Genomic DNA, 22,016 nt, shown 5'->3' on the forward strand with positions numbered 1-22,016 from the left:
ATAATGGCTGCTAATTGACACCATTGGTTTTTCGGATTGAGTTCACCGCCAAATGGCATAACAAATTCATATGGAAATGTTATCTGTTGTTCGGTACTTTTGTACATGAAAACACGCTCCAAGTGCAAGTTTTTTGAAGGGAAAACTCCTATTTCCATGTACTATTATACCGAAAGAGTGGTCTTAAACCCAGTATTTATGCAAGGTTTGCTATTATTCAGCAACCCCTAAATAAAAGGAAGTATGCTTAATGTTAAAAAAAGCAAAGGACATTTAAAACTTTTCTTATCAAAAAAGATCTCTTAAAATCAATTTAAAGTTTTCTTTCACTTCTAAAAGCTTCTTTTTTTCTAAGCTTTCTTCCTTTTTTGCTATTAACTTTTTGTATTCCTCTGTATTTGACCCTTCTTCGATCTCTTTAAGATCCCCTTCTATTTTTTCAAGCTTATCTACGATTTCTTTCGGCGTTTCTTCCCCCAGAATTGCCAACAATTCTTCTGTATCACGAAACCGGCTTATACCTTTATTCTCTAGAAAATTACTTTTATCAATTGCTATAGCTCTTTCAAAGCACTTTCGAGCATTTTCTTTATTCCCATCATATATGTGCGAAAGAGCCATATTGGTATATGCATCAATATTATTACCATTGCATTCAATTGATTTCAGGAAATAATCAATTGATGATTTTAAATCAGATTTATTTTTGTCCCTTTTACCTCTTTGGCCATATAATGCACCTATAGTCATATAAGAATCAGATATTAATTCATGGTCACTTTTTCGAGATAACACGGCGTTAAATAAATAATCGCATGCAGTTGCGAAGATTAAATCCGATGGATTTGTTGTATACTCATCAGCATATAATACGCCTAATTCATATAGAATTAGATGGTCATACTCGTCAATCTTCAAAGCTTTCACGTATTCTTTTATCGCATAATTGAGTTTCTTAGAGTTTCTATGTTTATCAGCATATAAAATATGCTGGATAATATTAATTTGATTTATTTGAGATTCATGGTTGTCAATCTTTTTATTAGCTTCGTTAACGCTCTGCTTAACTCTCTCTTCTACTTCTTTAATAAATCCTGTACTTTTCTCCTCCATTTGATTTATTTTTTCATGAACTTTATCCTCCATTTCTTTATTTTTTAAACCTGTAATTACTGTAAATACTATTCCTAAAAGTCCAAAAATCGTAGCTATTACACCTAATATAGTAACTGCCGAATTTATTCTACTAATCGCACTATCTGTAATGTTACTGTAAAATTCGATTTCATTGGGCATTTGTATAACTCTATTTCCTATACGCGACTTCAAATGTTCAACCTCTATCGCCAAATAATGGTATTCGCTACATAAATAAGCTATAGCGGAAACTAGAGCTAAGCCAAAACCTATTACTAGTATCCAAATAAATACCGTCATATAATTGCATTTTTTCTCCACTTACTTCTCCCCTTCTAATTTCTATCTTTTCCAGTCTATTTTTGGTCACGCTAAAATTCTTATTACCCCGATCAATCCATTCCTCTCATTTCCTATTCCATTAGAAGCCTTTTTAGCTCTTCAATGGATAGTTTAGTTGACTTATCAGTATCAACCAGCAGATTATCCGCAACCTCCTTTTTCCTACTTTTCAGTTCTTCAATTTTCTCTTCAATAGAGTCAGCAGTAATTAAATGGTAGATAAAGACGTTTTTCGTTTGACCAATTCGGTAAATTCGATCTGCCGCTTGATTTTCCACTGCCGGGTTCCACCATGGATCATAAATAATGGCGTACTGACACGACACTATATTTAGTCCTACACCACCTGCTTTAAGACTTATAAAAAAAATCCCCTCATCAGATTGTTCAAAGCTATTCACTAGTTCTTGCCGGTTGCTGCTTGTCCCATCTAAATAAAAAGTTTTATACCCACATCGATCTGCCCACCTTTTCATAAGATTAAGCATCGAAGTAAATTGACTAAACACCACAACCTTTTCCCGATTAGCTTGTAATTCTTTTATCTTCATTTTAAACAATTCGAATTTCCCCGACGTATTACATTTATTCCAATTAAGGGAACTCTTAAGAAGTGCCGGATGACAACAAATCTGTCTGAGATACAACAATCCTTCTAAAATAACTGAAGCATCTTTAATCTCAAAACGAGAAGGCATGCGCACAAGCTCATTTCTTATCGATTTAATAATACTCTCATATAATTCGCGTTGTCCCTCATCCATTTCACAAATAATCTTTTGCTCTGTCTTTTCCGGTAAATCCTTAAGCACATCTTTTTTGAGGCGACGCAAAACGAACGGCTTGATTCTAGCATTTAATTTTTTAATAGCTTTTTCGTCCTCAAGAGTTCCATATTTCTTAATAAATGTTAACCGTCTCCCTAAATAACCCGGGTTTATTAAATCCATTAATGCCCATAACTCACTAAAGTTGTTTTCAAAAGGAGTCCCTGATAGTAGAAACTTAGAGCGTACCTTTATTCTTTGAGCGGCTTTGTATGTTTTCGCTTTGTAATTCTTTATATACTGAGCCTCATCGATAAACATGCAATCAAAGTGTATTTTGGATAGAATCTCCAGGTCAATTAACAATGTGTTATAGGTAGTAAGTAAAACCCCATTGTTTTTATCAAAATCACTTATGGCTTCTTCTCTATTAACTCCATGATAAATGCTAACATTAAGGCCCTCCCCATACCTTTCCAATTCGTTTCGCCAGTTTTCAAGCAAGGTCTTGGGAGCAACGATTAATGCACTCGTTGGTCCATTCTTTTTTAGATTATTTGAAACAATAAAGGATATAGCCTGAATAGTTTTTCCCAGCCCCATATCATCAGCTAGGCATCCACCAAGATTATTTTCAAATAAAAATTGAAGCCAGCAAACACCTTCTTTTTGATAAGGACGTAAAATATTATCTAATGTAATTGGCAATTTTAATTCGATATTTTCCAGAGCAATAATATCCTCGAAACTAAATTCAGAGGACATTTCAGTATCGGCTAAAATTTCAAGAATTTCACCAATTTGCTTTTTAGTAGCTTTTAATTTTTCCCCCTCTTGTTTAAAAGCCCTTAAATTTTCATAAAGGGTATTAGGCAAAAGAATTATTTCATTATCCAATTCAACATATCGTTTCCGAGATTTGACATCAATCAGATGGGTCAAATTAACCTTTCCATGTTTACTTTCATCAATTACTTTTAACTCAAACCAGTCCATTCCATATGAAATGTTAAAATTAGCTTTGCTAGAAGGATATATTCTTTTTTTCTCATTTGTTAATAATTCAAATTGCTTGTTTAATAAACAAGAAAGGCTCTCGGAAAACGAATTAAAATTATCATAAATAAAGTTATTAGCATTGCCTTGTTGCCAACCGGCAGATACCACTTCTGAAACAGCGCGTTTTTCATCAATTATGCTACGAAAATAATAGCATCCATTCTGTTCATCAGCGATTCTATCTCCCGGTGAATTATACGGAACCTCAAATCCATTATATGAAAATAGCAATTTACCGTTTATATAAGAGTCATTAATTTTCAAATATAAAATGGGAACGGGTTTTATGCAAATAAGATTGCTAGTGCTCTCAGCCTTCTCTTGTTGATTGAAAAAAAGCTCAGTATATTCTTCTTCAGATAATTTGCTATTATTCAATGCTACCTTTTTCAGTTTAGAAGGATTTACATCGTTCTTAAGAATATAAAGATTGTTGTGCAAAAAAACAAATGTTTTTCCGCAAATACTCTTGAAATAAGTATTCTTATCTAAAAAAGTCTTATCACGCTCTAATACTTCTAGGTAAAGTCTTCCTTGATTAAGTGATTTGCTATCACTTATTCTTAGCTCAGCCCTATACAGATTATCGAGTTCATATAATGCATTGTCATAAGATGTTGAATATACCCCTCTTACGCCACTTATAATCGAAAAAAAACCTAACAAAGGTACGTATTGCAACAAGTATTTATTTTTCTTAATTTGTCTCGCTTCATTTAATAAAAAGTCTTTTAATTGTTCAAGGAGATCATGAGAAATATTCTGAACTCGATCAAGTGTCAAAATATCTACCGGTTTTATAGGGCCAGAGTAGGTTCTTTTTTTTAGCTTTTTTAACGTACCAAGATATGTTTCGACTAGACAGTATTGTTGCGTAGATTCCTTAAGATTAATCTTAATAACTAAGTCATCCATCTTGATTTTCCCCTTTAAGGTTACCAATAAAACATCTTATTAGTAGCTATCATTTTCTTATAAAGGTTTATTCTATCTCCCTGAGGGCATTCCACTCTTTGAAATACCATTTTTGAATTAAGATCAGCTTGGACTAATTTGGGTGTATAGTCGATTCTGCAACCTCCTCCACAAATGTATCTCAAATCGCAATCTTTACAGGGTAATAAATTATCCACATCCGTTAACGCTTGAACTTTTTCCGCAAGCCGGACAATTTCTTCAAAAGACACGTCACGAATATTGCCGTAGCACTTCACTTCAGATACTCTATTACAAAAATAGACTCCGCCATCCGCAGTTATGGTTAATGCTCCATAGCCGCAGTTATAAAATAATGTATGGTTCTTATGATTTATTACGAATTTCTCCAGTTTATTACTCGGATAAATAGCTTCCACTATCTCCTCGATAGTCTTCTGATAAACCTCTTTATCAATATGCGTTGAAGCATAATCCCGGCCGCTGATTAACTCATAAGAAAATTTTAAATTAAAGTTATCATTTGGAAATCTCTTAAGTAACCACTTTCCGAATTTAATATACTCTTCCCTATTGATGGGCTGGAGAGGAGCAACTGCTACAGTAACCCTAACTCCATTATCATAAAAACGGTCTATTGTCGACATTGCACGTATAAAACAACCGCTACCTCTTATCTTGGAGTTGCTATCCTCATCATAGCCATCAATGCTTACCTGTACTTCAGCAACTTTCTCTGAGACGAAATCAATTAAACCATCAGTCCAATTGGTACCATTGGTTAGTAATGTAGTCGTAAGGTCTAGATTATTTGCTTCAGTAACAATTTTTCTCAAATCACTATGCTCAGTGATTTCTCCACCCGATAAGATAAGGTTACTTCCTCCATTTTGCCGGAAAACCCTTAAGAGATCAGTTATCTCTATTGCACTTAGTTCGCTTTCTAAAGGGTCCCCAGCAAACATATAACAATGCTTACAGCGCAGGTTACATTTATTTGTAAGATAAAGATTCAGACTTTTTAAGCCCTGCTCCTTCTGCTTATGATCTTCAAACCTCTTTGCTTCCAATTCAGTAAGAACGCTAATAAGATCATCCATACTTAAATTACGTTTTTCTAAGCTAGTTACTACTTCTTCAATGGAATGACTAAGTAACAAGTTGAAAATTTCCTCTTGATCTTTGTTTTCTAGTAATACCCAATTTGCACGATCCACTGCGATAATTAGAATCCCCTCTGGTAAGTAAACACGGGATAAATTCTGCGAAATATTATATCTCTTTGTTACATCTACTTGTGCTTCGTGTTTCATTATTTATTTCTCCTTAACTTAGATACGTTCAAAAAAATACGATTTATTCATCCCTAAATTTGCGACAAATAAATCGTATCTCTCAAAACTTTATTTAGCTATTAAAAAACCTAGTTTTGGTTTTTCTCGCAATTCTTAAAACAGTACATTGCACTTGCCCTTGCGCTATCTTTAATCTTTACTACTTGCCACTTTAAGTTTATCGTTTTCATCCTATCCCCTCCGTATCTAAGCCAATAATGATGATGCCATTTTACACTACCGTTTAGTGTATGTCAATATAAAGCAGATGTTTTCATCTAGATTTTATATTTATTAATAAAATCAACATTTTTAGCTATTATTCCATGTTTCGACATTATACTCTGACAAAATGTCTTATACTTTTGTCATATACTTTAAGGGGGAAAGCATATGGAAACCAAGTCCGATCGAAAAAAGATGCTAATATTATTCGAAAAATATTTTAAGGAGAGGGCAAATATTTCAGTTGAAAATAATTATGATTTTAGCAGTAAGCTTTTGGATGCAGTTGCCCAGGTATATAAAGAGAAAATTAATACCCAGAATAATTTTTTAGAAAAGGAAGAATTATTGATTAAAAATAAACTAAAGTTATTAACAAATACTAAAGAAGATCCCGGGTACCTGCTAGTCTATGTAACTACCTTATTAAATTGTTTGATTTTTGCATTCGGATTAATGCTAAATGCATCCAATTTTTATTTAGGAAAGGCTATTGATAGCAAATTGGAGACCGCGAGTACCGATGCATTATCTAGTATTTTATCTAGTATTTCATCGGGTTTCTATTCAATTACAGGAAAAGCAGTTTTAATGCTTATAACTTTAACAGCTATATTTTTTACTATCTATGCAATATGGCAAAGAAGGTTGAATAAAAAGTACTCTTTAGAATACTCATTCTATTACTTATGCTATAAGACCCTATTGTTGATAAGCAATAAGCAAAAATAAAATCCTCATGCTTACTGAATCACAACTCACAACCCGCTATTCAATGTTGCCAAGCCTCTAAATAAGCCTTTTGCTCCTCAGATAATTGATCGATCTTCAGCCCAAGTGACTGCAACCTTAGCTCTGCTACCCTCTGGTCAATTTCCTCTGGCACTGGATAGACACCAGGCTTTAGGTTTTCCGAGTTCTGAGCCACATACTTAAGTGAAAGGGCCTGTAGGGCAAATGTCATATCCATTACCTCTGCTGGATGACCATCACCTGCCGCAAGGTTAACCAGTCTTCCTTCGGCAAGTAAATATAAGCGTTTCCCATCCTGCAAAGTAAATTCTTCAATATTAGGTCTAACTGCCTGAACAGATTTCGACATACTGCTTAACTGCACTTTATTAATTTCGACATCAAAATGCCCGGCATTACACATAATCGCCCCAGGCCTCATCATTTGGAAGTGTTCCTCGGTGATCACATTTTTATTACCAGTCACCGTGATAAAGACATCTCCATGAGGAGCAGCCTCAACCATCGGCATAACCTCGAAACCATCCATCCATGCTTCATTGTGGAATTGTCAAATTTGGTTGAGTCCTGAAACTCGTATTTTTGGTTATAATATAACTGGCTCTTTTCTATCGGCGGGATAGGGCAATGCTGGAGAGCAACCCGAGCGGCCGGTAGAGTTCTGCTAAGGATAGCCAGCGGATATTTTAATTCCCTTGGCTATTTTTATTTTTATCCTTAGGAGAATAAAGCGATAAACTCCGGGGCAATGCCCCGCCTTTTACACAGCTTGCTTTAAGTTTACTTGCTGATACAGTGAACGCTTCATCAAAGGCGGATAACCCCCATTGGTTGTGTAGATTCGTTTTCGATTATAATAAGCTTCTATGTAGCGAAAAACCATGCTTTTTACCGTTTCCATTTTTAAACTCTCTGTTTTGACCTTATAAATTAGTTCCTTCTTAAGTGTGGCGAAAAAGGACTCCATCCGGGCATTATCATAGCACTTTCCGGTATTCGACATACTCTGCGTTGCTCCATAGCTTGATAATATTTCTCGGTATGCCTTGCTTGTATATTGGCTGCCTCTATCACTGTGAAAGAGCATTCCATAAGCATAATACTTATTGGCTGCTGCGGTAAAAGCTTCTACGCATAGTTCTGCTCTCATGTGGTCAGCCATTTGAAAACCGACTATGGCTCCATCAAAGCAATCCAGCACAGCGGCTACATAAAGTTTACCATTAGCTGTTGGGATCTCTGTTATGTCACCCAGCCACTTCTGATTGGGTGCTGGGGCACTGAAATTCTGTTGGATAAGGTTTTCACTGGCTTGTGCTGCCAGATCCGCTTTCGTAAGTCCTTTGGGATGGTGCCTTTTCTTAAGCATGAGATGATGCTTTTTGCAAAGATTAAGGATCACATAGTAGCTTCCGGTATAATCATGAAAAAGCTTTAATTCCAAGTAAATCCTATGGGCTCCATAATCACTGTTATTTGCACGAATCTGACGGATCTTAGCCAAAAGCTCATCATATTTATAGGGTCTATCTCGGAGTCTTAGCCACTTGTAATAGCCGGCTTCGCTAACCTTAAATACCTTACACATTTTTTTAATGCTATGCTTGGTTGGTTCTTTTACCTTCTGGTCCCTAATAAATTTGAATAATTCTCGTGCGGCTACCTCTTTTGGCTCTCTGCGAAAAAAGCTAAAGCTTTCTTGAGAATATCATTGGCGGATTCAAGTTCCCTAATCTTCTTTTCTAACGCCTTAACTTCTGCCATCTTGGGGTCTATGCGCTGGTGGCCGCTACCTACAAACGCTATGTCGCCATGTTTCTTGAAGCTGGCCCGCCAAGAGGATAATGTGGTCGTTGGTATTCCCAACTGCTCAGAAGCACTCTTTAATCCTATTTCATTGGACAGTTTGAGGGCCTCTTCTTTGAATTGTTTGTCATAAACTCGCATTCTGGATCCCTTCCTTTATGGTTATTCTTACCATAATTACGAGTTTTCTGACTCAACTAAAATGATACTACTCCATAGAAGTAGTCAAGGTCAGGCAGAAATTTTGAATCTTTACGATGATTTATTGGCGCAACTTAATATCGTAATTGAAGAGAAAATAATCGAAACGCGTTTTGGATTAACAAATATTCTAATTTCGGGACCGAAGGATGCGCCTCCGCTTATCATCTTCCAGGGTGGGAACACTCTTAACCCTATAACTTTGTCATGGTTTTTGCCATTAATACAACATTACAGGGTATTTGCCCCCGACACTATAGGTCATCCCGGTAAGAGTTCAGAGAACCGCATTTCGCCCAAGGATGATAGTTTTGGAAAATGGGTTGTAGATATTCTGGATTACTTAAAAATCCAAAAGGTCCCAATGATTGGGCCATCATATGGTGCTGGCATAATCCTTCGAACTGCAGCATTTGCCCCTGAGCGAATCTCTAAAGCGGTTTTAATCGTACCCTCGGGTATTGCGACCGGGTCATTAAAAAGGATGGTCTTTGAAATATTAATACCTATGTTAGCGTATCGTTGGTTACCAAGTCATGAGCGCTTATTACGAGCGGTTCGTCCTATGTTTATCGATGAAATAGACGAAAAGTCCCTTCAAGTAATTGGGGCGGTTTTTCGTAATGTTAAACTGGAAACACATATGCCGCAGTTAGCTACGGCAGGAGAATTAAAAGATTTTCAGGCTCCAACATTCGTATTGGCAGGATAAAACGACATTTTCTTTCCGGCAAATATTATCCTTCCTCAGGCGAAAACAATTATTCCAAACTTAACTGCATCCGAATGTTTGCAAGGAAGTGGCCATTTGCTAAATGCCAAAACTCTTATCTATGCCAACCAAAGGATTATTAGTTTCCTAAAAGAATCTAAGTAGTCTTTTGGGATGGCGCTACATAAGATGAGTATCAAGCAAGAGGAGGAAGTATTCGGCAAAGGGAACATATTTAATTTGGATTCGACCTTTTCAATTCAGCTAATGGAATATACGCATGGGATTTCAAAGGCGGACATAATACTCATTTCCGAAAAGGAATCTTTATGTTACCGAAACAGAGAAGAAATAAATAATTTGTTTAAGTATCAGAAAGAAGAAAAGGTTATTGGCTGTTGACCAATAACCTTTTTTACGATAATTTCCTTTAACACCTTTAAACATTATCACCACACATGAACTTTAGTACTTTTTAGATTTACAACACTACTATATCTTTCGATGATATTTTCAAGTCCATTATTGTTTTGGAAACCGCAGCCACGACAATTAAAACATTGACTATACGAATCATCTGTGCATACACCGGGGATTGGCTCACAGGGATTAAAATTATTATTGTCCAGTAATTCATAGGGACGCATCATATCGTGATCCTCATGCTCAAGAATATGACAGTGCCAAGGATATACGCCGGTAAATGGTCCAAAGCGGGCAATAATTCGTGTGACCTCACCGGGATTTGCTCTAACTGTGTCCTTCCAGCCTCTCTCATTTGGATCAGGTGGTTGGGCCGGGCCAATGATTACATCGGGGCTATTCGGGTCACCGGTGAAGGGTGCGCGGTCCAAAATTTGGAATTGAACTAGGTGTAAGTGAATGGGATGGGTGTCCGGTGTTGTATTAAATAATTCCCAAATCTCAATAGTTCCATTATAGGGTGTCTCGGTAATAGGCAAATCATCCCACTTAAGGTTGTTTAGCAATAAAAGTAAACGACCGAACTCATCGGTGCTTTCGACAAGGGTATTTCTGCGGATGGTGACAGCCTGGGCGGGATCGAGTCTTTCCAAACAGCCCAGGACCGGAGGAATAGTACTTGTGTCGGGAAAGAAAATCCGTGCCTTCACTCTAAACTCCATAACCTGCATCAAATCGGGAGTGAGCGGTACACCACCATCTGGGAAAGGAGTAGGAGCGTCATTTGTTAAAATGATTTTTTGGTTGCGGTGACCAGAGAAGTCAATAATTATATCGGCCCGTTCGGCTGGGGCAAGAAGGATACTTGAAACGGTAACAGGATTTTCTAATAATCCACCGTCAGTACCAATTTGTACAAAAGTCTGCCCCGAATCTAAGGCAAGGCGGTAAAAACGGGAATTGGAACCATTAAGCATGCGGAAACGGTATTTGCGTGGTTCAACTTCCAGATAAGGCCACACCTTACCGTTGACTAAATTTGTATCCCCGAAAAACTCCGGAACAATAGATGGATTGGGCAAATTAGGATCAGTAGGTGGTGGCGGCTGTTGAGATGGAGGTGGTTCATGACTAGGTTGCATGGGATAGAATAATTCCCCATCGGGATAGAAAGTACGATCCTGAATCACCAAGGGAATTTCGAATTTTCCTTTTGGCAGGTTCAGCTTCTTTTCTTTATTATCTCTGATCAGATAAAAGCCGGCCAAACCGGAGTAAACGTTTAAACGAGTAATTCCTAGGGCATGGTCGTGATACCAGAGGGTTGTCGGACGCTGACAGTTGGGGTAATAGTATATTTCGTGTGCAAATTCTGATCCAACATTTTCGAAATCACGGGTAAACCATGCTTCTGGAAAGCCATCGTTTTCCGGCCGGACACGGCCGCCGTGTAAATGAACAACGGTTCGGACTGAGGGCTCATTAGGTTGTGCACCATGAACAGTGCGATCTACAGGTAACAAATGTTCAAAGGGCAAACGGTTGATCCACTTGACAAAGATCGGGTTATCCCTGCTCACATCAAAAGTAGGGCCAGGATACATTCCGTTATAACCCCAAACTGTAGTTGGAGGTAAATCCCTATGAAGTTTTTGTTTTACTTCTTGCATAGTTACTTCATAATAGGGTGTAGAACGAATACGACCTACGGGTCTGATCACGGAAGGTATTGGCAGTTGGTCAACGAACTTTTCTAGGAACATGAAAGTTTCTCCTCCCCGAGTTTTAAATTGCCCCATATTAAGATATGTTCTTCTTAAAATAGGTGTTAAGTTTTTGTGACACTAGAGAATATGTTCTTAAGAAGGAGATAAATTAATTGGTAAAGAATAATTAACACAACACCGTTGTAAAACACCATGGAAATATATCCGGTCCAGAGATCTTTGCCGGAGCGACTGTTAAGATATGGATTATTTGTTGAAAGGATTGTCCTATGTTAGTTAAAAGAAAAGGGTTTATTTACTTCGCTTTGGTAATAATCGTTATGCTGCTAGGCCTTAGCTCCAGGCATTTTTCAACGTACTTACCTAATTGGATTAATCTGTTTTTGGGTGATGCCTTATGGGCACTGATGGTCTACTTCCTTTTCGGCCTAGTTTTTCGCGCCAGAGAAATTAAATGGATTGTCGTACTGGCTTTATTGTTCTCTTTCGGTATAGAGATAAGCCAGTTGTATCATTCGCAGTGGATTGATACGTTAAGACAGACGAGATTAGGCGGATTAGTTTTGGGTTATGGCTTTTTGTGGAGCGATTTGGCTGCATATAGTATTGGGATCAGTGTAGGAGCCCTCTTAGAAAGATTCGTTATTCTTACCCCAAAACGGTGGAAATAGTGGCATGGTCTGTAAATGGCAATGATATGTTGTTGTAGGAAGTTCTGGGTGTCCATAGGAAAAATATTACAGTCGGAGGAAACAAAATGAAAATAAATATCGTAAAGCAAAACGATACAGTGATAGCACATATAGTCAGCGAACAAATACTAATAGAAGATGTTCAATCAGCCTTGGATATAATGGCTACCGTACAATATGAAACCGGCAGCAGCAATATCGTAATAAATAAAGGAGCAATCTGCGAAGAGTTTTTTGATTTAAAGACGAAATTAGCCGGAGAGATATTGCAGAAATTTGTTAACTACCGGGTAAGGATTGCAATCGTTGGGGATTTTTCTGCCTATACGAGCAAGAGCTTGAAGGATTTTATTTACGAATGCAATAAGGGAAATAGTGTCTTTTTCGTGGAAAACGAAAGTATAGCCATAGAAAAGCTTGCCAAATGTACTAATTTATAAACAGGATGGGGAGGATCTTATGAAGACAATTGGACTCATCGGCGGCATGAGCTGGGAATCATCCGTTTCGTATTATCGGATTATCAATGAAGAAGTAAAATTAAGGTTAGGTGGCCTGCATTCTGCCAAGTGCATATTATACAGCGTGGATTTTGAGGAAATCGAGTTATTGCAAAAGACTAATGATTGGAATCAAGCAGGGGTAATCTTAAGTGAGGCGGCCCAAAGCCTTGAAGCGGCTGGGGCAAGCTTTATTATTATCTGCACGAATACAATGCATAAGGTGGCTAACCAGATTCAAAGCAGTATTAGTATCCCCCTCCTTCATATTGCCGATCTCACCGCAGAAAAAGTTCTCGGTGAAGGGATAAGGACAATTGGTCTTTTGGGGACACGCTATACCATGGAGCAGGATTTTTATAAATCTCGCTTAGTGGACAAAGGTATCAAGGTACTGATTCCTGAAAAGGACGATAGAGAAATAGTCAATAAAGTCATCTATGAGGAATTATGTCTTGGTGAAATCAATGCGGATTCACGAGAAGAGTTTAAGAGGATTATCGAGGAATTAATCGAATATGGGGCAGAGGGAATTATTTTAGGATGTACCGAAATTGGTTTACTGGTAGGAAATGAGGATTCAACTGTTCCCCTTTTTGATACTACCGAAATCCACGCCAAAGGTGCAGTGGATTACGCACTTACGCCGGAGGGCTAATTGATGGAAGTCTTATTCAAGTTCTTAACGGTTATCGGTCTAGGCATTATCGAATTATGGATGGCAATTCCGGCAGGGATAGCTTTAAATCTTCACCCTCTCCTTAATGGGATTGCATCGGCATTTGGTGCCATTATTGGTGCAGCGGTAGTGATTTTCTTTGGTGATCGTTTACGGCAGTGGTTGTTAAAAAAGAGGAAAAAAGGTGGAGAAGGCAAGGGCCGGATTTATGCAATTTGGGAAAAATACGGGGTAATAGGTCTAGGGATGTTATCCCCGCTTATTACAGGTGCACCTCTAGGAGCTGCCATAGGAATTTCCTTGGGAGCGCCACCTAAACGACTAGTTATTTGGATGAGTATTGGGATTGTGGTTTGGACAATTATTCTTACAACCATCGCTTCTTTAGGATTTGCCGGATTCCTCCTGCTTAGAGGATAGCACCGGACTAACATTCAGTAGGAGTTGAATCTCCGTCTGAATGAAGTCTCGTTTAATAGTGTCTGGCTCCTTTGTAGGTTGTTATGCTAATATATAATCAAGGGATTGTGTTAGCATCAGAGGATATTTGCCCGATGACTACCAGCCGTAAGACTCCTATCTACTATAAGTGGAGATAACGGCTGCTACATCCCTGGACATAGGAAGCTAGCTTGCTTTGCAAGCTTTAGCTGACTCGTCCACTGAGTGGATAAGTTCTTCTAAGCTTCAGCTGGAGTAAGTATTCATCTTAGGCAAACGCCATCTGAAGCTAAGAATCACTTGATTAAGGAGAAATATAGGAAGTACTATGAAAAGAGTTTGTGAAGTTTTTAGTGACTGTGTAATAGAGGGTAATATCAACGCCGCAATGGTTGAAGAAGTGGTTTTAAGTAAAAGTACGAAAACCCTTGAAATAAAAATCCGTTCTGATCGCTATATCGAGACCAGGGAAATTGAGTTTCTTAGTCGGTTCGTAAGGGAAAGACTGGAATTAAATGAGTCGAAAATTACTGTTGAATATCCTGAGGGAACTCCTAGAAGGCCATTAGAGGAGGAACTTAAAAATATCTTATCCCTGCTGGCGAATAAATACCCCGTCTTAAGAGCTGCCCTAAAAAATTGTGAGTATGAGATAGCACAAAACAGTATCGATTTTAAGTTTAAATTAGCGGTATCTTTCCTGCTAAGCGGAAAAGGTTATGATAAAAAAATTCAAGAAGCGATTAAAAACCTCTACGGTGTGGCTTACCAAATTAACTTTATTGATGAAGTAAGCCCCGAAGAGATCATCAAGCACCAAGAGGCGACCCAGGAAAAAGAACTGCAGCTCATTCAAAGGGAAGTTATGGCTGTGCCGCCAACCCCAAACGTTTCTGACTTACCTAAGGAAGCTGCGGCAGCAAAATCAGCTCCAAAAGCAGAAATAGAAGGAAAGAAAGTCGATCCATCCTTGATCTTAGGACGGAACGCGAATATTAAAGATACTGTCATCAAAATTACGGATATTACACCGGATGAGGGCAAGATTGCTCTAGAAGGTGAAATATCCAATATTGAAGCCAAAGAATTAAAAAGCGGCAAAACACTTATATCCTTTGATTTATATGATGGTTCTAGTTCCATGACCTGTAAGGCATTTATTAAACCCGGTGAAGACAGTGAAGTTTTGCCCCGTTTGAATAAGGCAAAAGGGGTTAAGCTTGCGGGGAATGCGGGTTATAGCAAGTTTTCCGGGGAAGTGGAACTAATCGCCAATACCATCATTGAGACCGAGGGAATCAGAAAAGCTAAACGAGTGGATTTGGCCAAAGAAAAACGGGTCGAGCTACATATGCATACTCAAATGAGTCAAATGGATGCTATGTCCGGTGCCACGGATCTCATTAAAAGAGCCATGAACTGGGGCATGAAATCCATCGCTATTACAGATCACGGTGTAGTCCAGGCCTTTCCCGAGGCTCATAAGCTTATAGGCAGAGATAACCCGAATATGAAGGTTATCTACGGAGTGGAGGCCTATTTGGCACCGGATAAAAAGCCCTCCGTAACCAACCTGAAGGGACAGGCTATTGACACTACCTATTGTGTGCTGGACCTGGAAACCACCGGCTTCTCACCGGTAACCGAAAAAATTACGGAGATAGGGGTCATGAAACTAAAGGATGGCAAGGTTATTGGAGAATTCAGCTGCTTTGTCAATCCTGAAAAGCCAATCCCGGCAAGAGTGGTGGAGGTTACCAATATCACCGATGAGATGGTCAAAGACGCTGAAACTATCGAGCAGGTCTTTCCCAGGTTGCTGGAATTTATTGAGGGTAGTGTCTTAGTTGCCCATAATGCGGATTTTGATATTGGCTTCTTAAAACATAATGCCAAAGTCTTAGGCTATGATTTTAATTATACTTACGTTGATACCTTGGCCTTAGCTAAAGAGATCTTTCCAGATTATAAGACCTATAAGCTAGGGAGGATTGCCAAGAACCTTGGCATTAAGGTGGAGGTGGCCCATCGTGCTTTAGATGATGTGGATACGACCGTGAAGGTTTTCAATGTTATGCTGGAAAAGCTAAAACAAAAGGGTGCGGAAACCCTTGCCGATATCGATCAAATAGCTGCTGATGAAGAAGCAAAAAAGGACGAGTACAAGAAGCTTAAAACCTACCATGCCATAATCCTGGCCAAGGACTACACAGGGCTAAAGAATCTCTACAAACTGGTATCCTATTCCCATGTGGATTATTTTTACAAAAAACCAAGGATTTTGAAGAGCATGTACAAAAAGTACTCGGAGGGATTAATTCTTGGTAGTGCCTGTAGCGAAGGAGAGCTTTACCAGGCGATCTTATTAGGAAGATCTAATGAAGAAATCGAAGCCATCGCCGAGGAGTATGATTACTTAGAAATCCAGCCTCTGGCTAACAATGACTATCTGGTAAGAACCGAACAAGTGCCCAATAAAGAGTACTTACAAGAAATTAATCGTAAAATCGTAGCCTTAGGTGAAAAGTTAAATAAGCCGGTAGTTGCTACCGGTGATGTGCATTTTCTCGATCCGGAGGATGAGATCTATCGGCGGATTCTTGAAGCAGGCCAGGGTTTCAAGGATGCCGACAATCAAGCTCCTCTTTATCTAAAAACCACCGAAGAGATGCTTGAGGAATTTTCCTATTTGGGAGAGGATAAGGCATATGAGATTGTAGTGACCAATACCAATTTAATCTCTGATCTCTGTGAGCCAATCAGCCCAATTTCTCAGGAAAAAGCTACCCCCCATATCGAGGGCTGCGAAGAAATGATTAAAGATATCGCTTATGGAAAGGCCCATGAACTTTATGGGGACCCCTTGCCGGAAATTGTTCAACAGCGCCTCGATCGGGAACTGGATTCGATCATTAAAAACGGTTTCTCAGTTATGTATATCATCGCTCAAAAGCTGGTGTGGAAATCTAACGAAGACGGCTACTTGGTTGGATCCCGGGGTTCGGTGGGTTCCTCGGTGGTGGCCTATATGACCGGGATCACTGAGGTCAATGCTCTGCCCCCTCATTATCGGTGCCCTAGCTGTAAGTACTCGGATTTTGATGATCATGGCTTTAGGATCGGCTTTGACTTACCGGATAAGGAATGCCCCGTTTGCGGAGAGAAGTTGGAGAAGGATGGCATCGACATTCCCTTTGAAACCTTTTTGGGCTTCAATGGCGATAAGGAGCCGGATATTGACTTGAATTTTTCCGGTGAATATCAGGCCAAAGCCCATAAATATACGGAAGTTATCTTTGGCAAGGGCACAACCTTCAAGGCCGGAACCATCGGCACCATTGCAGATAAAACTGCTTTTGGCTACGTCAAGAAATATTACGAGGAAAAAAATCGGACGGTCAACAAAGCGGAAATCATCCGTATCGCCAAAGGCTGTACCGGTATTAAAAGGACCTCGGGCCAGCATCCGGGTGGTATCATCGTTGTGCCTAAAGGCCGGGAAATCTTTGAATTTTGTCCGGTTCAGCATCCTGCGGATGATCCCAATTCCGATATAATTACCACTCATTTTGACTATCACTCCATCGACCAAAACCTTTTGAAGCTTGATATCTTGGGTCATGACGATCCCACAGTCATCAGAATGCTGCAAGATATCACCGGTGTTGATCCGAAAAAGATCCCTATGGATGATAAGGAGACCATGTCTCTGTTCTCATCCACGGAGGCCTTGGGGGTAACCCCGGAGCAGATCAATTCCAAGGTAGGTACTTTTGGGGTTCCGGAATTCGGGACAAAATTCGTCAGGGGAATGCTCTTAGATACCAAGCCTACGACCTTTGCCGATCTAATCTGTATATCCGGCCTATCCCATGGTACCGATGTGTAGCTGGGTAATGCTAAAGACCTGATTGACGCAGGAACGGTTACCCTAAGTGAAGCAGTGTGTACCCGGGATGATATTATGACCTATCTGATTAGAATGGGGCTGCCACCGAACACCGCCTTTAAAATTATGGAGACCGTCCGTAAAGGAAAGGCTTTAAAGGAACCCAAGTGGCCGGAGTATGAAGAAATGATGAGGAAAAACAATGTGCCGGAATGGTATATTGATTCCTGCCGCAAGATCAAGTACATGTTCCCTAAGGCCCATGCCGCTGCTTATGTGATGATGGCCTTCCGGATTGCCTGGTTTAAAGTGCATATACCTCAGGCCTATTATGCAGCTTTCTTTTCCATCAGGGCCAAGTCCTTTGATGCCGAATACATGATTTTCGGTAAAGAAAAAGTAAAGGCCAAGATGAAGGAAATTGAGGCATTAGGCAATCAAGCCACTCCGAAGGACAAGGATATGTACGATGACTTAGAGTTGGTCTTGGAAATGTACGAACGGGGCTTGACTTTCCTGCCCATCGACCTGTACAAGTCCCATGCTACCAAGTTTCTGGTGGAAGAAGAGGGCTTGCGCCCGCCGATTAACAGTATTTCGGGTATGGGAACTGTTGCTGCCGAAGGTATCTACAACGCTGCTCAGGAAAAGGAATTTAACTCTCTTGAGGATCTAAAAAAACGAGCTAGGGTTGGGAATTCCGTCCTTGATTCTCTTAGAAAGTTCGGATGTTTAAAGGGCATACCGGAAAGTGATCAAATAAGTTTTTTTGACGTAATTTAGTAAGTGATTAACAACTTGGGCTGACATAATTGTTGGCCTATATTTTTTAGCGGACGGAATGGGGGAGAAAATGTTTGCTATGCAAGGCGGTGACAAAGAGGGCAAAGCAATTATTACCTTAAAGTGTGAACCGATTCTTTCCTATTCTTTTCGTGAGCAGTATCAGCATATTATACCCGGTTATTACATGAATAAAGAACATTGGAACTCTGTGTATTTAGATGGTGATGTACCCGATGATGTTTTACAGCAAATGATTGATATGTCCTATGACTTAATCATTCAAAAGCTTAGCAAGAAAGTTCTAAAGAAATTATTGCTATAAAGATATGAGCGAATGGGCATAGAGGAAATCGGGATAAATAAAAAAAGAGGTGTAAGGAATGGTAAGAGTAATAGCGGTAATTAAAGAAAGGCACAGAACTTTAGGCTACCGCCTACTGGATGAGATCACTGCCACAGTTCAGGATATGGGATTAGCCAGTGCCTTAGAGTATATTAAAGAGCATGGCTGCCGCAATGCCCATGCCTCGGGAGTAGCTTTGGTGGCAGATGAGGGAACAATAGACATGCTGCCAGTAATTGATTCTCATACAAAAAAATGCATTAAAAATGATAAGTACATTATAGTAGGGACCTTTAAGCAAGGAGAACGGATTACATCCATTCGGGTAACGGATTATACTGGGACTATTTTGGATATCGATGTCAAGCAGCTTTTAATGTTAGAGGATAAAGGGTATTGTAACGCGAAAATACAGAATGTGGGAGAAAAGAGGGCGATCAAGCCCTTGGATTTACCATGGCCGGTCTTAAGATGGACACCTGGGAAGTAATCTTAGGGGGGGTATTCCGATTTGGAATTAAAAATCTAGGAAGAGAAGGGTGTTACACAATGAAAATGTGGATCGAAGAGAACGGTAGAATTACACTATTTTAAGTGAGAGGAAAGATGGAGGATTGGCTTATCTGAAGAAAGTTACCCTTAACTGGGAACGTGCAGAGAATAGAGAAGTCTATCCCTTTAACGTACCGGCCCTTGCTAATTGTGATTCTCTTGATCTCAATCACAATGTCGTGTTTTTTGTCGGGGAAAACGGCACAGGAAAATCGACTTTGCTAGAAGCGATTGCTTATCAGTGTGGTTTTGGTATTGGTGGCGGCGGTAAGAATAATAATATAGGGTTGTCGGATGAGAGTAAGCAATTGGCCTCAATTTTAACCCTATCTTGGATGCCTAAAATCAATGAGGGCTTCTTTTTGAGAGCGGAAACCTTCTTTGATTTTGCTAAACATTTAGATGAAATGGCTAAGGATATTTATTCTGGGGGCCAGCGCGTCTATGCTGCTTATGGAGGAAAATCTTTAAACGAGCAGTCCCATGGGGAAGCCTTTTTATCCCTTTTCATTAATCGATTTAGCGGCAGGAGTATATACATACTTGATGAACCGGAAGCAGCCCTTTCACCCCAGCGTCAATTTGCCTTTTTAAGCATCATGAATGATTTAGAGCAGTCAGACCGTGCTCAATTCATTATTGCCACCCATTCGCCGATCTTAATGGCTTACCCTGGGGCAAGGATTTACCAATGTGATGAGGAAGGAATTAGCTCCATTGATTATTATGATACAGACCATTATCGCCTAACCAAAGCTTTTCTCGATAATCCAGAGAGATTTTTTAAGCAACTGTTTATGGATTAGATCAAGGACCTGAAGTCACTCATTCGTAGAAGGGAGAAGGTATTGATGAAAAATGATGCTGCGATTATCGAAGGGGTCTATGACATCGTTCTTCCTAAAGTACCTACATCTCAACATCGATGGGGGAGAATTGTTTGGCTTCAGGATATCGAAGTTGGCTCTAAGGGAAAGCTGCTTTATTTTGAAGAGGGTAAATGTATCTGTACGAATCTAAGCAGAATTGCCAATATCGTTAAGACCCATGAGTCCTTAGAGATTTATACTCAGAATAATATATATAAACTCAGGCTTTTGCCGGAGGGGGATTATCGATGAATCCAATTAATTTCGATTTTACTTTAATCGCTCAAGTTCTGTCTTTTAGCTAATCTTGGCTATTATTGGGCTCGTCTTATACTTTTTCGCATTTCTAAAGAGGAAGCGGCGGAAGGAAAAGGAAATGTCTGAGAAATTAGATCGTATTATTGAGCTATTGGAAAAAAGGAATTGAAAAATTTTGCGGTAGGTAGAAAAAGAAAGCTTCTTTTTAGATAGGATGAAGAGTATTGCCCAGAAAAATATCTCGCAGAGCATTTATTATCGGAGGGATAGCTACCCTAGCATATTTATATTTCGGTGTTAACTATGTAGCAGTAAAACGCTATACAATTAAAGTTCCTAATTTGCCTAAGGACTTTGATAGGTTTACAATTCTCCATTTGGCAGATCTTCATAGTAAGTTCTATGGGAATGGGCAAAGGGATTTGCTGAAATTAATTAATAAGCAAGATTATGACATCGTTGCTTTGACTGGGGATATAGTAAATAAAAGTAACCCCGATATGGAACCGGCGGTGGCCTTGATCGAAGGATTAAAACCCAAACCGATCTTTTTCGTTCCGGGAAATCATGAGCGGCGCACTTATGATCAGATCAAACCTATTTTAAAGGACCTAGGGGTTAGGATATTAGAGAATGAGTCTTATCAATATACAAAAGGAAATTCAAATTTATGGATAATGGGTGTTGATGACCCATACCTTCGAAGGGATCGACTCGATAAAGCCCTTAAGGATGGTTCGGATTCAAGTGCTATACCTGCCTTGAGTCGAAATCCGAAGATATTATTAGCTCATTCCCCAGGCATCTTCTCCGAGGCGGTAAAGAACAACATCGACTTAATACTCGTTGGCCATACACATGGCGGACAGGTTAGACTACCTTTTGTGGGTGCAATCGTAGCTCCTGGACAAGGACTGTTTCCGAAATATGATTATGGGCAATTCACTTCCGGCAATACGAAGATGATTATCAATGGGGGCCTGGGAGAAAGCATCTTGCCGATACGATTCTATAATCGACCGGAGATCGTGCTTATTACCTTAATATCTGAGTAGGGTAAAGTTGTCGTTATTTCCGGCAACACTAGCTTCGAGGTGAGCAAGATGCCGGAAATACCGGAAATGGAAACTTATAAAAGCTTTTTACAGAAGGCCATTCTTGGCAAGAAAATAATTAGGATCGAAATAAATCGGGAGCGTAGCACCAATGTCCCACCGGGTGAGTTTAAGCAATGGGTGAAAGCTTCAACCATTAAAGAAGTAAAAAGGTATGGTAAGTGTAAGGTGATTTTAGAGGAAGAATTTTTTGGTCAGCACAAGTAAAGACCTTTTCCCGCACTCGTTGGTCCAAAATCGTCGGGACCAAGACTTATAAATCCGTTACAATTAGAAATGCTAACACCACAAGAAAGGTGTTAGAGATAGCTATGTCTCCTTAATCGTTTTAGCTATTCCCTTTAGCTTGGTCATATGGAGGATGTAATCTAAAAACGGAAGCCAATCCCTGGCAAAGTTTGGTTGAATCGGGAATCAATAGAGAAAGTCCAGTGCTTGAAAAAGTGGGAGAAAGAGAGAGGGGTAGTATA

General features: G+C 39.4%; 19 protein-coding genes and 3 pseudogenes. 15 read left to right on the plus strand and 7 right to left on the minus strand.

The genetic code is table 11. The features are described from left to right. Positions 1-288: 288 nt before the first annotated feature. The 3 genes from AC1U9U_RS00955 to AC1U9U_RS00965 all read right to left on the minus strand — a co-directional run bounded on the left by AC1U9U_RS00955 (position 289) and on the right by AC1U9U_RS00965 (position 5,554). Entirely contained in the window at positions 289-1,437 is a 1,149-nt protein-coding gene (locus tag AC1U9U_RS00955) for a tetratricopeptide repeat protein (RefSeq protein WP_479958676.1), read from the minus strand. Positions 1,438-1,550: 113 nt separating this feature from the next. Continuing rightward, complete coding sequence (locus AC1U9U_RS00960; protein WP_479958677.1) at positions 1,551-4,220, minus strand: DEAD/DEAH box helicase; 2,670 nt, start codon at positions 4,218-4,220, stop codon at positions 1,551-1,553. 20 nt (positions 4,221-4,240) lie between these two features. Beyond that, positions 4,241-5,554: a radical SAM protein gene (locus AC1U9U_RS00965; RefSeq protein ID WP_479958678.1), complete on the minus strand. Its 1,314-nt coding sequence runs from the start codon at positions 5,552-5,554 to the stop codon at positions 4,241-4,243. Between the two features lie 414 nt (positions 5,555-5,968). Here AC1U9U_RS00965 and AC1U9U_RS00970 point away from each other — a divergent pair, with 414 nt between their 5' ends. Then, complete coding sequence (locus tag AC1U9U_RS00970) at positions 5,969-6,532, plus strand: hypothetical protein (protein WP_479958679.1); 564 nt, start codon at positions 5,969-5,971, stop codon at positions 6,530-6,532. Positions 6,533-6,572: 40 nt separating this feature from the next. Here the strand turns inward: AC1U9U_RS00970 and AC1U9U_RS00975 are convergent. From AC1U9U_RS00975 to AC1U9U_RS00985, 3 genes and pseudogenes are all read right to left on the minus strand, one after another. Continuing rightward, a pseudogene (locus AC1U9U_RS00975) lies at positions 6,573-7,094 on the minus strand (adenosylhomocysteinase); the annotation flags it as partial. Positions 7,095-7,313: 219 nt separating this feature from the next. Continuing rightward, positions 7,314-8,189 (minus strand): IS3 family transposase, encoded by an 876-nt coding sequence (locus AC1U9U_RS00980; protein ID WP_479958741.1) that lies wholly within the window; start codon positions 8,187-8,189, stop codon positions 7,314-7,316. Positions 8,190-8,212: 23 nt separating this feature from the next. Next, a complete protein-coding gene (locus AC1U9U_RS00985; protein WP_479958680.1) occupies positions 8,213-8,500 on the minus strand; it encodes a transposase in 288 nt (95 codons plus the stop codon). Between the two features lie 103 nt (positions 8,501-8,603). On the opposite strand from AC1U9U_RS00985, the gene AC1U9U_RS00990 reads away from it, so the two are divergent. Beyond that, complete coding sequence (locus tag AC1U9U_RS00990; protein WP_479958681.1) at positions 8,604-9,272, plus strand: alpha/beta fold hydrolase; 669 nt, start codon at positions 8,604-8,606, stop codon at positions 9,270-9,272. Between the two features lie 449 nt (positions 9,273-9,721). Here AC1U9U_RS00990 and AC1U9U_RS00995 read toward each other — a convergent pair whose 3' ends face one another. Continuing rightward, the gene (locus AC1U9U_RS00995; protein WP_479958682.1) at positions 9,722-11,458 is read right to left on the minus strand and encodes a multicopper oxidase family protein; all 1,737 of its coding nucleotides are present in this window, start codon (positions 11,456-11,458) and stop codon (positions 9,722-9,724) included. A gap of 233 nt (positions 11,459-11,691) precedes the next feature. On the opposite strand from AC1U9U_RS00995, the gene AC1U9U_RS01000 reads away from it, so the two are divergent. The 13 genes and pseudogenes from AC1U9U_RS01000 to AC1U9U_RS01060 form a co-directional block, all read left to right on the plus strand. Next, a complete protein-coding gene (locus AC1U9U_RS01000) occupies positions 11,692-12,093 on the plus strand; it encodes a ribosomal maturation YjgA family protein (RefSeq protein ID WP_479958683.1) in 402 nt (133 codons plus the stop codon). An 86-nt stretch (positions 12,094-12,179) separates the two neighbouring features. Next, on the plus strand, positions 12,180-12,554 hold the full coding sequence (locus AC1U9U_RS01005) for a DUF4180 domain-containing protein (protein WP_479958684.1): 375 nt from the start codon (positions 12,180-12,182) through the stop codon (positions 12,552-12,554). Positions 12,555-12,573: 19 nt separating this feature from the next. Then, entirely contained in the window at positions 12,574-13,272 is a 699-nt protein-coding gene (locus tag AC1U9U_RS01010) for an aspartate/glutamate racemase family protein (RefSeq protein WP_479958685.1), read from the plus strand. A 3-nt stretch (positions 13,273-13,275) separates the two neighbouring features. Then, positions 13,276-13,713, plus strand: a complete 438-nt coding sequence (locus AC1U9U_RS01015; protein ID WP_479958686.1) for a small multi-drug export protein — start codon at positions 13,276-13,278, stop codon at positions 13,711-13,713. A gap of 349 nt (positions 13,714-14,062) precedes the next feature. Continuing rightward, positions 14,063-18,406, plus strand: a pseudogene (polC, locus tag AC1U9U_RS01020) (DNA polymerase III subunit alpha). 58 nt (positions 18,407-18,464) lie between these two features. Further along, positions 18,465-18,731, plus strand: coding sequence for an MmcQ/YjbR family DNA-binding protein (locus tag AC1U9U_RS01025; protein ID WP_479958687.1), 267 nt, complete (start codon positions 18,465-18,467; stop codon positions 18,729-18,731). A 58-nt stretch (positions 18,732-18,789) separates the two neighbouring features. Then, the gene (locus tag AC1U9U_RS01030) at positions 18,790-19,242 is read left to right on the plus strand and encodes a hypothetical protein (RefSeq protein ID WP_479958688.1); all 453 of its coding nucleotides are present in this window, start codon (positions 18,790-18,792) and stop codon (positions 19,240-19,242) included. 124 nt (positions 19,243-19,366) lie between these two features. Further along, on the plus strand, positions 19,367-20,110 hold the full coding sequence (locus tag AC1U9U_RS01035) for an AAA family ATPase (RefSeq protein ID WP_479958689.1): 744 nt from the start codon (positions 19,367-19,369) through the stop codon (positions 20,108-20,110). 45 nt (positions 20,111-20,155) lie between these two features. Then, positions 20,156-20,425 (plus strand): hypothetical protein, encoded by a 270-nt coding sequence (locus tag AC1U9U_RS01040; protein ID WP_479958690.1) that lies wholly within the window; start codon positions 20,156-20,158, stop codon positions 20,423-20,425. 55 nt (positions 20,426-20,480) lie between these two features. After that, positions 20,481-20,600, plus strand: coding sequence for a DUF4083 family protein (locus AC1U9U_RS01045; RefSeq protein ID WP_479958691.1), 120 nt, complete (start codon positions 20,481-20,483; stop codon positions 20,598-20,600). A 55-nt stretch (positions 20,601-20,655) separates the two neighbouring features. Continuing rightward, complete coding sequence (locus AC1U9U_RS01050) at positions 20,656-21,486, plus strand: metallophosphoesterase (protein ID WP_479958692.1); 831 nt, start codon at positions 20,656-20,658, stop codon at positions 21,484-21,486. Positions 21,487-21,534: 48 nt separating this feature from the next. Beyond that, positions 21,535-21,753: a DNA-formamidopyrimidine glycosylase family protein gene (locus AC1U9U_RS01055; RefSeq protein WP_479958742.1), complete on the plus strand. Its 219-nt coding sequence runs from the start codon at positions 21,535-21,537 to the stop codon at positions 21,751-21,753. Next, positions 21,732-21,869 (plus strand): annotated as a pseudogene (locus AC1U9U_RS01060) (DUF1697 domain-containing protein); the annotation flags it as partial. The gene AC1U9U_RS01055 and the pseudogene AC1U9U_RS01060, both read left to right, overlap by 22 nt. Positions 21,870-22,016 lie beyond the last annotated feature (147 nt).

This window comes from Desulfitobacterium sp. (genome assembly GCF_982384815.1).